This window comes from Kutzneria sp. CA-103260 (assembly GCF_018263855.1).
In the GTDB taxonomy this organism is placed as follows: Bacteria; Actinomycetota; Actinomycetes; order Mycobacteriales; family Pseudonocardiaceae; genus Kutzneria.
This window is the reverse complement of the sequence record NZ_CP073318.1, coordinates 103674-115681: the sequence shown is the minus strand read 5'-3', so window position 1 is coordinate 115681 and position 12008 is coordinate 103674. Positions and strand designations below refer to the sequence as shown.

Genomic DNA, 12008 nt, shown 5'->3' with positions numbered 1-12008 from the left:
GGAACAGATTTGTCTCTTAAAAGCTACACCCGGTGCCGGCGGTGCGCTATAAACCGAACCGTGGTCACCAGCTCCGAGCCCGCCCCGAGGGCCACCCGCCGCCGCGGCGAGGTCCTGCACCAGGCCATCTACCAGGCCACCCTGGCCGAGCTGGCCCGGACCAGCGTGGCCGAGCTGACCTTCGACAAGATCGCGCCGCTGGCCGGCACCGGCAAGTCGGCGCTCTACCGCCGCTGGTCCAGCCCCGAGGAGCTGGTGCTGGCCGCCCTCACCGACCCGTCCGCCGGCTTCGGCGACCGGGTCGCGCCGAACACCGGGACGCTGCGCGGCGACCTGCTCGCCCTGCTCGGCGAGTTCGCCCAGGTGCTGGGCGAGCCGCGCGGCCAGGCCCTGCGCCCGCTGCTGTCCCAGCGCCGCCAGCATCCGGCCCTGTACGAGCAGGTACAGCTACTGGTTGTGCAGCCGCGCCAGAAGATGCTGCTGGAGATGCTGCGGGCCGCCGTCGAGCGCGGCGAGGCCGATCCCCGCTGCGTCACGCCCCGGGTGGCGTCCGTCGGGCCGCGGCTGGTGCTGGCCGAGGCGTTGGCCAAGGACACCGTGTCCCCGTCGGACGTGCAGTCGATCGTCGACGAGGTGCTGCTGCCCCTGACCGCCGTTCGACCCTAATGTGGCTCGTATGTTCCCGAAACTGGCCGAGGATCTGGCCGAGCTGCCTGGTTTGCTGGAAGAGACCCGGACCTACGCCACGCGCATCCTCGCCGGCCTCGAGGACCGCCCGGCCGCGCTGCCCGGCGCACCCGGGAGTTCCGTCCCGCTGCCGGACTCCGGCGACGGGCTGCGGGCCGCGATGGCCGCCTTCGCGGCGCGCTGGGAACCCGGCTTCTCCGGCAGCGCCGGCCCGCGCTATCTGGGCTTCGTCACCGGCGGTTCCACCCCGGCGGCACTGGCCGGCGACTGGCTGACGTCCACCCTCGACCAGAACGCCAACGGCGCGGTCGGTTCTTCAGCGGTGTCCTTGGAACGCGAAGCCGTGGCGTGGCTCGGGGAACTGTTCGGGTTGGACATGCCCGGCGCTTTCGTCACGGGGGCGACGACGTCCAACCTCGTGGGCTTGGCCATCGGCCGGGAATGGCTCGGCGAGCTGCGCGGCGTCTCCGTGACCGACGAGGGCCTGACCGGGCCGATCCGTGTGCTGTCCGGGACTCCGCATTCCAGCATCGGCAAGTCGTTGTCAGTGCTGGGAATCGGCCGCAAGCGCCTGGTGCCGGTGCCGCTCTGGCCGGACCGCGAGGCGGTCGATGTGTCCGCCCTGGAACGGGAACTGGCCGCCGGGCCGGCGATCGTCGTAGCCAACGCCGGCACCGTGAACACCGTCGACTTCGACGACATCCGGGCAATCGCCTCGTTGAAGTCCCGCTACCAGTTCTGGCTGCACGTCGACGCAGCCTTCGGCGGTTTCGCCGCCGTCTCCCCCACCTACGCCCAGCTGCTCGACGGCTGGGCCGAGGCCGATTCCGTCTGTGTCGACCTGCACAAGTGGCTCAACGTGCCGTACGACTCCGCCGTCCAGTTCACTCGCCGCCAGGACCTCCAGGTCCGCGTGTTCGAGAACCAGTCCCCTTATCTCGGCGCCCCAGGCGACAACCCCGACCCCATGCACCTCACGCCCGAGACCTCACGCCGCCTCCGTGCTCTCCCGGCTTGGTTCGCCCTGGCCGCTTACGGCCGCTCCGGTTATCGGGAGATCGTCGAACGCAACATCAGTTGCGCTCAGGAGATGGGCACCCGGCTGGCCGCAAGCCCTCGCTGGAAGCTGCTGGCCCCGGTGCGCTTGAACGTCGTGTGCTTCACCCCCACGGAGAGTCAGGTCGCCGACGTGCTCGACGACCTGACCCGCAGCGGCGAGGCCTTCCTGACTCCCACGGTCTACCAAGGGATCCCGGCCATCCGCGCCGCCTTCAGCAACTGGCGCACCACTTCGGCGGACGTGGACCGGGTGTGCGCCGCCCTGGGCGTCTAGGGAGCGAAGGCCGCAGGCCGCCTTCGTTCCGGTCGACGCCCACGGCTCAGCTCGGGCTGGTGGGGCGGGTGGCGGTGAGGGCGATCTGCTTCTTGAGCATGCGGCCACCGTCGGCGGTGAGCCGCAGGTAGTAGTCCGACGAGCACCAGGTGCCGTCCTCGTCAAGGCCCAGCAGGCCGGAGCCGGCCGGCACCCAGGAGGAGTCGGGGGCGGTCTTGGCGATCTGGTTGCCCTCGGTGAACTCGTCGAACATGGAGATGTAGATGCCTTGCGCGCCAACACGAACCATGTTGTAGAACTGCCGCCACATGAAGTCGCCGTGGGCCCGCTGGCGGCCGGACACGTCGCCGGGCAGCACGCAGGGTTGGTAGTCGATGCCGTGGCTGTTGCAGTCGGCCTGGTCGCCGACGTTGATGGTGGTGTAGACGTTGTCGGAGCCGGCGGCGTTGCTGATCGCGCCGACCATCCACGGGGAGATCATGTTGAAGGCGTGGTAGGTGTCGATGAAGCCGGTGCGGGTGCCGGCGCCGCCGACGCGCCATTCCCTTGGCACGCCGCCCATCACGTAGCAGCCCTGGCCCTTGAACCAGTTGATCACGTCCAGGCAGGTGCCGGCGTCCCAGGGGTGGTTGCCGTCGCTGAAGCCGAAGCCCCAGATGCCGACGACCGGTTTGCCGTTCTGCTTGGCGTACATCGACGAGGCGGTGTACGCGCGCATCTTGTTGGTCCAGTCCGCCTTGATCTCGGACTGCATGTTCGTCCAGCCCGTGACGTCGTACATGATGTAGAACTTCACGCCGTGGCTCTCGGCGGCGGAGCGGACCTTGGCGGTCACCGCGTCGCGGGTCGGCCCCTCGCTGCCGTTGGGGTTGAAGCGTTGCAGCGCGGCGGTGTCGCAGCCGTAGGAGCTCATCCACGCGAAGTGGGTGTCGACGGTCTGCTGGTCGTAGGAGGAGAACAGGGTGGCCGGGTTGCCGTTGTTGAGATTGCTGTACCCGGTCTGATAACCCTTGCTGAACTCCCGCATGTCCGGCCAGGCCTTGATGTTGTTGTTGTTCGTCGGCGACGGCTGCTGACCGCCGTTCTGGCTCCAGTGCCACCAGGTGTTGATCGGCGCGCCGTCGCCGATGCAGGCGTACCAGCCCTGGTAGCCAACGGTTATCTTGCCCACCACGTCACCCGGCCCGCTGGCCAGCGGGCTGGCGGACGCCGTGCGTAAGGCGGTCGGTCCGAGCGCGCCGGCGGCCAGCGCCGACGCGAGGAACGTGCGTCGAGAGACTCCCATGTCGAAAACTCCTTGTCATCTTTGACAAGAAGGCCCTGTGGCGGCAAGGACCTCGCCAACGCGGGAATGGTATGACCTTTGACGCAGAGCGGTCAAGCAGTCCACTATGGACGGTCGAGCACCAGTTCGCGGGCGTGCGCGTACCGCTCACGCACCGAGGGCACCGGATCGGCCTGGTAGCCAAGGGAAGTGAGCGCGCTCCACTGTGGAGGGTCGACTTCGCCGCGCAACGCCCATGCTGCCTGTCTGGCGGCGCCGTCGGCGACGAATTCGCTCGGTTCGGGAACCACCACAGGACAACCGAAAACCGTGGGCGCGATCCGACGGACCGCCTCGGATCTGGCCCCGCCGCCCACCAGCAGCACTCGTCGGGCCGGGATTCCCAACTCCACCAAGGCGTCCACGGCGTCGGCGAGGCTGCACAGCAACCCCTCGACCGCCGCCCGAGCCAGGTGTGCGGCGGTGGCGGTGTCCAGCCGAAGACCGTGCAACGTGCCCGAAGCGTCGGGACGGTTCGGGGTGCGCTCGCCCTCCAGGTACGGCACGAGAACGAGACCGTCGGCGCCCGGTGGCGCGGCGAGGGCGAGCTCCGACAGCTCGTCGACGCCGACCCGCAGCATCCGGGCCGCGGCGTCGAGCACCCGGGCGGCGTTCAAAGTGCAGACCAGGGGGAGGAATCGGCCTTGCGCGTCGGCGAATCCGTTCACCACCGAGCTGCCGGCCGGCTTGACGCTGGACGCGAACGCGGTGCCGGAGGTGCCGATCGACACCACGACATCGCCCGGTTCCGCTTGCACGCCAAGGGCTGCGGCTGCGTTGTCGCCGGCGCCGGCGGCCACCAGGGCGCCGAAGGAGGTGCGGCCGGCGGATGCCGCCGGTTCGAGCACGCGCGGCAGCGCGAGCCGGCGACCGAACGCCCGGGCCAGCAGGTCCTCACGGTACTCCCCGACCTCCGGCGACCAGTAGCCGGTGCCGCTGGCGTCACTGCGATCGGTGTGCAGGTCGCCGCCGGTCAGCCGCTGCGTCAACCAGTCGTGCGGCAGGCAGACGGCGGCGGTGCGGGCCGCGTTGGCCGGCTCGTGCTCGGCCAGCCAGCGCAACTTGGTGATCGTGAACGAGGCGACCGGCACGCTGCCGACCGCCTCCACCCACGGCTCGGGGCCGCCGAGTTCGGACACCAGGTCGGCCGCGGCGGCTGCCGACCTGGTGTCGTTCCACAGCAACGCGGGCCGGACGACACTGCCGGAGTCGTCGAGGCACACCATGCCGTGCTGTTGGGCGCCCACGGCCAGCGCGGCGACGTCGTCGAGACCGCCGGCGGCCGTGATCGCCTCCCCCAGCGCGTGCTCCCACGCCGCCGGATCGACCTCGGTGCCGGCCGGATGCGTGGCGCGACCCTCGCGCACCAGCGCCCCGCTGTCGGCGTCCCGCACGACCACCTTGCAGGACTGGGTGGACGAGTCAATCCCGGCGACGAGAGTCATGTCAGCGAGCCCCCAACGCGTGCTCGACGGCCAACTGCTCCAACTCGACGAAGCCGTAGCCCCGCGCGCCGACGGCGTCCGGGTCGAAGTCGGCGTCGGCGGCCCGCAGCTGCGCCACTGTCTCACCGGGGGCCAGCGTGGGCTCGGAAAGCTCGGCGACCTTCGCGGTCGCCAGCGCTTCCTGCACGGCCGGGTCGGCACGGAACGCCGCGGCCCGCTCCTTGAGCAACAGGTAGGTCCGCATGTTCGCGGCCGCGCTCGCCCACACGCCGGTGATGTCCTCGGTGCGCAACGGCTTGTAGTCGAAGTGCCGCGGCCCGTCGTAGCCGCTGTTCTCCAGCAGGTCGACGAGGAAGAAGGCGGACAGCAGATCGCCGTGGCCGAAGATCAGGTCCTGGTCGAACCGCGGGCCCTTCTGGCCGTTGAGGTCGATGTGGAACAGCTTGTCCTGCCACAGGGCCTGCGAGATGCCGTGCACGAAGTTGAGGTTGGCCATCTGCTCGTGCCCGACCTCGGGGTTGAGGCCGACGAGCTCGGAGTGCTCCAGGGTGGAGATGAAGCCCAGCGCGTGGCCGATCGTGGGCAGCAGGATGTCGCCGCGCGGCTCGTTCGGCTTGGGCTCGATGGCGAAGCGGATGCCGTAACCCTGATCGATCACGTACTGGGTGAGGATGTTCATCGCCTCGCGGTAGCGGTCCAGCGCCGCGCGCACGTCCTTGGCGGCGTCGGTCTCCGAACCCTCGCGGCCGCCCCACAGCACATAGGTGTTGGCGCCCAACTCCGCCGCGAGGTCGAGGTTGCGCAACACCTTGCGCAGCGCGAACCGCCGCACCCCGCGGTCGTTGCTGGTGAAGCCCCCGTCCTTGAAGACGGGATGGGTGAACAGGTTCGTGGTCGCCATCGGCACCACCAGGCCGGCCTCGTCGACCGCCTTGCGGAAACGGGCCACCCGCTCCTCGCGGACCGTGTCGTCCGAACCGAACGGGATCAGGTCGTCGTCGTGAAAGGAGACACCCCACGCGCCCAACTCGGCCAGGCGGTGCACCGACTCGACGGGGTCCAGCGCCGGCCGGGTCGGCTCACCGAACGGGTCGTTGGCGCGCCAGCCGACCGTCCACAGGCCGAAGCTGAACCGGTCCGCCTTCGTGGGTTGCGCGGTCACGACTCCTCCTTAGTTAGTTCAGCGCCCATACTAAGTGTCAGGCGGGCACTGTCAACCGCCGTTGTCGACTTGGGACGGCGGATAATGGACAGCCGCGCCGATCCGGGTACCGTGACAGGCATGCGGGTCACGATCGCCGAGGTCGCCCGGCGGGCACGGGTGAGCAAGACGACCGTGTCGCGGGTGCTGAACAACAAGTCGGACGTGGACGCGGCGACCGCGATCCGGGTCCGCGAGGTGATCGCGGCCACCGGCTACATCCCCAGCGCCGGCGCGGTCGGCCTGGCCAAGGGACGCACCAACACCGTCGGCATGCTGGTGCCCGGGCTGACCTGGCCGTGGATGGGCGACGTCCTGCAGGGCGTGGCCGACGTGCTGGAGGCCAAAGGGTATGGCCTGCTGCTGAACACAGTTAACCGCGGCGCGGACTCGATGACCCAGTTCGCCCGGCACGTGTCGGCCAAGGCGTTCGACGGGCTGCTGCTGGTCGAGCCGCCCGACACTCTCAGCTACATCGAGACGCTGCACGAGTCAGGCCTGCCGGTGGTGATGATCGACGACCGCGGCCACCACCGCGGCTTCCCGTCGGTGGCCACCAGCAACCGCGCCGGGGCCGCCTCGGCCGCGCGGCACCTGGCCGCCGCCGGGCGGGACCGCGTCGTCATGATCACCGGGCCCGCCGACTTCGGCTGCACCGTCGAGCGGATACAGGGATTTCGCGACGTCCTGGTGGAGAAGGTCCTCGTGGAGGGCGACTTCACGCCGGAAGGCGGGCTGGCCGCGATCCGCGAGGTGATCGCCGACGGCGTCGAGTTCGACGCCGTGTTCGCGCAGAACGACATGATGGCCATCGGGGCCCTGGACGCCCTGCGCGAAGCCGGCCGGTCGGTGCCCGACGACGTGGCGGTGATCGGCTTCGACGACATCACCCTGGCGACTCACGCCGTGCCGGCGTTGACGACGGTGCGGCAGCCGTCGCGGGAGATGGGTGAAGCGGCGGCGACCATGCTGCTGGATCATTTGCTGGACGGGGTGCCGCTGCCGGAAGAACCGCACGTCGTGCCGACGACCCTGGTCGTTCGAGAATCCGCCTGACCCCGGCGAGTCCCGCCGTGGGGCAACTGAACTACCGGTTCCGGGGCCGGGGTCTTTCGGGGTGTGTTGCTTGCCTATCGTGCGGGGCGGGGCTCGACGGCAGGGGGTGTCGAGCCCCGCCCCTGGTCAACTGGCCGTGGTGACGTTGATGGTGCCGGTCAAGGGCAGGCTCCGTGAGGAGTCACCGACGAAGACTCCGTAAGCGCCGGTGTTGGTGGTCCAAGCCGAGCCGTTCCAGTGGGCGAGGTCCCGTGGGGTCAGGGTGAACGTGACGGTCTGGCTCTGCCCCGGCGTCAAGGTGATCTTCTGGTAGCCCTTCAGCTGGTGCGGGGGCTCGCCGTTGGCGGCGGGCTGTCCGATGTAGAGCTGGGGCACCTCGGCCCCGGCCCGGGTGCCGGTGTTGGTGACGGTGGCCTGCACTGTGGCGGATCCGTTGGCCTGCGCGGAGATCGTCAGGTTGGAGAAGCCGAAGGTGGTGTAGGACAGGCCGAAGCCGAACGGGAACAGCGGCGTGATGTTGTGCGAGTCGTACCAGCGGTAGCCGACGTTCATGCCCTCGGAGTACTCGATGCGGTCGTTGGCCCCGGGGAACTGCTGCGTCGTCGACGCCGGCACGTCGGCCAGGCTCTTCGGGAAGGTCACCGGCAGCTTGCCGGACGGGTTGACGTCGCCGAACAGCAGCGAGGCGATGGCGTCGCCGTTCTCCTGCCCGGGATACCAGCCCTCGATCACACCGGCCACGCTCCCCAGCCAGGGCATGGTGACCGCGGACCCGGTGTTCAGCACGACGATCGTCCGTGGGTTGGCCGCGGCGACCGCGCTGATCAGGTCGTTCTGCGAGAACTGGAGGTCGATCGAGGACAGGTCGTCGGTCTCGCTCTCCCCGTACGAGGCGAACACGACGGCCACGTCCGACTTCTGGGCCAGCGCCACCGCGGACGGGATGTCCGGCGTCTGCACGTGCTCGCCGGCGCCGGCGACCCACTGCACGCTCACGCCCGTGCCGGCCCGCTTGGTGATGCCGTTGATCGGGTTGACCGCGGCCGGCGACGGGTTGACCTTGGCGCTGCCGCCGCCGATGTTCTGCGGGTCGATGGCGTCCCCGCCGAGCAGGGCGATGGACTTGAGCCCCGAGGCGTTGAGCGGCAGCACGCCGTTGTTCTTCAGCAGCACCGAACCCTGGGCGGCGACGTCCTGGGCCACCTGGGTGTGCGCGGCGCTGGTCACCACCGCCCCGGTGTTGCCGGTGGCCCCGTGGTCGAACAGCCCGAACTTGAACATCTGGGTCAGCACCCGCCGGGCCATGTCGTCCAGAGTGGACTGGCTCACCGTGCCCTGGTTGACCGCGTCCAGCAGGGCCTGCCCGAAGAACGCGCCACCGGGCATCTCCATGTCCAGCCCGCCGTTGGCCAGCTGCGGCGCGCCACCGGTGGCCGAACCCCAGTCGGAGCCGACAAACCCGTCCCAGCCGGTGGCCTGTTTCAGGGCCGTGTTCATCACGGCCGAGTCCTGGCAGGCGGGCGTGCCGTTGATCTCGTTGTACGCGCACATCACCGACGCCGCCTGCCCCTGGGTGAGGGCGGTCTGGAAGGCCGGCAAGTAGATCTCGTGCAGCGTCCGGTCGTCGATGATCACGTTGTCCGAGGGCGTGCCCCGGGACGCCCCGCCCTCGACGTTGTACGCGGCGGCGTGCTTGATCTGGGCCATCACGCCCTGACCCTGGATGCCCTGCACGGCGCCGACGGCGGTCTGCCCGGCCTGGTACGGGTCCTCGCTGTAGGTCTCGAAGTCCCTTCCCCAGCGCGGATCCCGGACGATGTTGATCGTCGGGCCGAGCACGATGTTCGCGCCCTTGCCGGCGAACTCCTGCCCCATCACCGTGCCGTAGTTCTTGGCCGCGTTGACGTCCCAGGTCGCGGCGACCGCGGTCGGGTCGGGCAGCTCGGTCACTCCGTCGAGGCTGTCGCCGACGCCGGCCGGCCCGTCCTGCAGGCCCATCGCCGGCACGCACAAGGCCGGAATCGGGTCGGTGTTGCCGATGTACGGCCCGGTGGCCCCGTTGCCGTGCAGCACAACGACCTTCTGCGCGTTGGTCATGGCCGCCATCAGCTGGTTGACCCGGTCGGCGACCGGGGCCGTGGACTTCACCCACGGGCAGTCGCCCGGCGGCGGGGTGGTCGTCGTGGGCGGTGCGCCGACGGTGTGGATCACGAACTCCCACAGCGAGTAGCCCCACTGGGTGGCCCGCTGCGTGCCGTACATCCGCACGTACCGGCCGGAGCCGCTGACGGTCAGGACCTGATTGCCGGCGGCTCCGGCGGTCGGCTGCGTGAGGTTGGTCCACGTGTTGCCGTCACTGGATATCTGGACCTGGAACGACGAGGCGTAGGCCGCTTCCCAGTTCAGCTCGACGCCGCAGACCTGGCGCACGCTGCCCAGGTCGACCCGGATCCACTGCGGGTCGGAGGCGGTGCTCGACCACCGGGTGCCGGTGTTGCCGTCCACTGCGGCGGAGGCCGGGAACGCTCCCGCGTCCTGTGTGGACGATGCCAGCACCGGCTGGTTCAGCGCGGAATCGGCGGTGTTGCAGGCGGTGTCGTCGCCGTAGACCTGGAACTCCCACAGCGAGTAGCCCCACTGGGTGGCGCGTTGCGTGCCGTACATCCGCACGTAGCGGCCGGAGCCGGACACGGTCAGCGTCTGGCTGCCGGCCACGCCGGCGGTGACCGGCGTCAGGTTGGTCCAGGTGCTGTTGTCCGAGGACACCTGGAGCTGGAATGCCTTGGCGTAGGCGGCTTCCCAGTTCAGCACGACCTGGGTCAGGGTGTGCGGGCCGCCGAGGTCCACCTCCAGCCACTGCGGGTCGGCGGCCGCGCTGGACCATCTGGTGCCGGCGTCGCCGTCGACCGCGGCGGAGGCCGGGAAGGTGGCGTTCTCGCTGGAGGAGGCGGTGGCGGTGTGTCCCTGGGAGAGCAGGGCGGGCGCGGCGTGCCCGACGCCGGGCACGGTCAGCAGGGCGGCGATGATCACGGTCGCGAGCGCGGCGAACAGCCACGCGGGCCAGCGGGCGAGTGTCATGACAGCGACGAACCCTTCGCGCGGGGGCAGGGGTCGGCTCGCGGTTCACCCGCCGGGAGTGGGCCCGGTCATGGGATCGCTCTCACCGTCAGAGTACGAAGTCTGTCAACAGTCTTGACGCCCGAGTTGCCGCGCTGTTAACTCGTCTCCACACCTCCGGAACCGGTTCCGGAGCCCTGCCGACCGACCGGCCCATCCCGCTCCCTGGCTCGCGGGGACGGGCCGGACACACCTGCCCGAACACGGTCAACCCCGGTCCCGAGCAGTGGGGCCCGAGGCCAGGGCTGGCCGCCATAGAACTCAGCAGGCCCCGCGAACCCTGTCCGCCAACAGCAACGGATCCGCCGGTGGCTCCGAGCCGCGCCATGCCACGTGGTCGTCGGGGCGGACCAGCACGAAGGGCTGCCGGTAGAGCTCGGCGATCTGCTCGTCGGTGCAGGTCAGCACCTGCAGCGGCACGCCGCGCTGCTCGAACGCCCGCTCCACGTCGGCCAGCCGCTCGTGCCACGCGAAGCACAGCAGCACGAAACCGTCACCGAATATGTCCAAAGTGGACACGCCAGGGCGCAGCCAGGCGTGGGCGGCCCGGAAGCCGGGATCGCTGCTCGGCCGCCACGGCGCGGTCATCTTGACCTCGTCGCCGACCACCAGCGAGGACCGGTAGCCGTGTCCGAAGTGGACCTCGGGGGCGTCGACGTCCCAGTGGGCAACGCTTTCGGCCAGCTGCAACCCCAGCTCGGTGCGGGCCAGCACACCCTCCTCGGTGTCGTCCCGCAGCTTGGCCGACACACTGTCCGGGCCCCGGCCGCGCATGGCGATGCCGGCCGCCTCCAGACCCTCCAGCGCGACCGGCCGGCGCTCGGCGTCGTAGCTGTCGAGCAGCGCCGGCCCGGCCCAGCCGGCCTGCACCGCTGCCAGCTTCCAGGCCAGGTCGGCCGCGTCGGCGATGCCGATGTTGCGGCCGAAGCCGCCGGGCGAGGACAGCGTGTGCGCCGCGTCGCCGAGCAGGAACACCCGGCCGTCCCGGTAGCGCTCTACCACCACGTGCGGCACGGTGCTCTGCTCGTCGGACAGCACCTCGGTCGGCGTGTCGAAGGCGATCGCGTCACGGACCAGCGTCGCCGCGTCGATCGCGCCGACCTCGCTGCCGACGATCAGCTTGAACGTGCCCTCGCCGTCCATGGCCTGCAACGGAAAACGCAGTCCGCACGGCCGGAGCAGGAAATACGTCAACGCCGGCCGGTGGCCGCGGGCGGCCAGCCCCGCGGCCAGCCCGGGCGCGCGGAACACTATGTTGCGCAAGAATTTCGGGCCGAACCGGCTGGTCATCGGGATGCCGCAGGCGCTGCGGATCGGCGAGCACGGCCCGGTCGTGCCGACCAGGTAGCGGGCGCGCACGGTGCCCAGGTTGGCGACGCGGGCGGTGACGCCCTCGGCGTCCTGGGTGAAGCCGTCGAGCTGGTGGTGATAGAGGATCGGCCCGCTCGGGTGCGCGCCGACCGCCGTCTGCAACACCGGCAGCAGCCAGTCGGCCGGGCAGATCTGCTCCGGCTCCGGCGTGTGCGTGTCGTGGGTGAACCGCTCGAAGCGGTGGATCTCGTGCCCGCCGACCTGGGTCACCCAGGCGATGTCCCGGGGCCGCGCGCCGGGGAACTCGGCGCCGCGGATCTTGTCCGCCACCCCCCAGCGGCGGAACAGCTCCATCGTGCGCGGCCCGATCGGGCTGACCTCGGGCGTGACCACGCTGCCGTCGCCGGGTTCGAGCACCAAGCAGCGCACGCCCCGCCGCTCCAGGTCGAGCGCGAGGGCGAGGCCGACCGGGGTGGCCCCGGTGATCAGCACATCGGTCTCGTCCACTTCGTCCCACTTCCGCGTCCCGGACAA

At 70.4% G+C, this 12008-nt stretch carries 8 protein-coding genes; 3 read left to right on the top strand and 5 right to left on the bottom strand.

Going from position 1 to position 12008, the window contains the following annotated elements:
- The first annotated feature begins 60 nt into the window (after positions 1-60).
- Both JJ691_RS00535 and JJ691_RS00530 read left to right on the top strand, forming a co-directional pair.
- Positions 61-666 (top strand): TetR/AcrR family transcriptional regulator, encoded by a 606-nt coding sequence (locus tag JJ691_RS00535; RefSeq protein WP_211766803.1) that lies wholly within the window; start codon positions 61-63, stop codon positions 664-666.
- A 10-nt stretch (positions 667-676) separates the two neighbouring features.
- The gene (locus tag JJ691_RS00530) at positions 677-2020 is read left to right on the top strand and encodes a pyridoxal phosphate-dependent decarboxylase family protein (protein ID WP_211766802.1); all 1344 of its coding nucleotides are present in this window, start codon (positions 677-679) and stop codon (positions 2018-2020) included.
- 46 nt (positions 2021-2066) lie between these two features.
- Here JJ691_RS00530 and JJ691_RS00525 read toward each other — a convergent pair whose 3' ends face one another.
- The 3 genes from JJ691_RS00525 to xylA all read right to left on the bottom strand — a co-directional run bounded on the left by JJ691_RS00525 (position 2067) and on the right by xylA (position 5951).
- Entirely contained in the window at positions 2067-3305 is a 1239-nt protein-coding gene (locus tag JJ691_RS00525; protein ID WP_249227605.1) for a glycoside hydrolase family 71/99-like protein, read from the bottom strand.
- A 104-nt stretch (positions 3306-3409) separates the two neighbouring features.
- The gene (gene xylB, locus JJ691_RS00520) at positions 3410-4789 is read right to left on the bottom strand and encodes a xylulokinase (protein ID WP_211766801.1); all 1380 of its coding nucleotides are present in this window, start codon (positions 4787-4789) and stop codon (positions 3410-3412) included.
- A gap of 1 nt (position 4790) precedes the next feature.
- A complete protein-coding gene (gene xylA, locus JJ691_RS00515) occupies positions 4791-5951 on the bottom strand; it encodes a xylose isomerase (RefSeq protein WP_211766800.1) in 1161 nt (386 codons plus the stop codon).
- Positions 5952-6071: 120 nt separating this feature from the next.
- On the opposite strand from xylA, the gene JJ691_RS00510 reads away from it, so the two are divergent.
- On the top strand, positions 6072-7046 hold the full coding sequence (locus tag JJ691_RS00510; RefSeq protein WP_211766799.1) for a LacI family DNA-binding transcriptional regulator: 975 nt from the start codon (positions 6072-6074) through the stop codon (positions 7044-7046).
- A 126-nt stretch (positions 7047-7172) separates the two neighbouring features.
- Here the strand turns inward: JJ691_RS00510 and JJ691_RS00505 are convergent, their stop codons facing one another.
- Together JJ691_RS00505 and JJ691_RS00500 are read right to left on the bottom strand one after the other, a co-directional pair.
- Positions 7173-10124, bottom strand: a complete 2952-nt coding sequence (locus JJ691_RS00505; protein WP_211766798.1) for a glycoside hydrolase family 3 C-terminal domain-containing protein — start codon at positions 10122-10124, stop codon at positions 7173-7175.
- A 300-nt stretch (positions 10125-10424) separates the two neighbouring features.
- Positions 10425-11981 carry an FAD-dependent monooxygenase gene (locus JJ691_RS00500; RefSeq protein WP_211766797.1) on the bottom strand — a complete coding sequence of 519 codons (1557 nt, stop codon included), beginning with the start codon at positions 11979-11981 and terminating at the stop codon, positions 10425-10427.
- Between the last annotated feature and the right edge of the window lie 27 nt (positions 11982-12008).

What these genes read in the sequence shown, in the direction of transcription:
- JJ691_RS00530 (WP_211766802.1), top strand. Translation starts at nt 677, where the DNA reads ATGTTCCCGAAACTGGCCGAGGATCTGGCCGAGCTGCCTGGTTTGCTG.
- JJ691_RS00525 (WP_249227605.1), bottom strand. Translation starts at nt 3,305, where the DNA reads ATGGGAGTCTCTCGACGCACGTTCCTCGCGTCGGCGCTGGCCGCCGGC.
- xylB (WP_211766801.1), bottom strand. Translation starts at nt 4,789, where the DNA reads ATGACTCTCGTCGCCGGGATTGACTCGTCCACCCAGTCCTGCAAGGTG.
- JJ691_RS00510 (WP_211766799.1), top strand. Translation starts at nt 6,072, where the DNA reads ATGCGGGTCACGATCGCCGAGGTCGCCCGGCGGGCACGGGTGAGCAAG.
- JJ691_RS00505 (WP_211766798.1), bottom strand. Translation starts at nt 10,124, where the DNA reads ATGACACTCGCCCGCTGGCCCGCGTGGCTGTTCGCCGCGCTCGCGACC.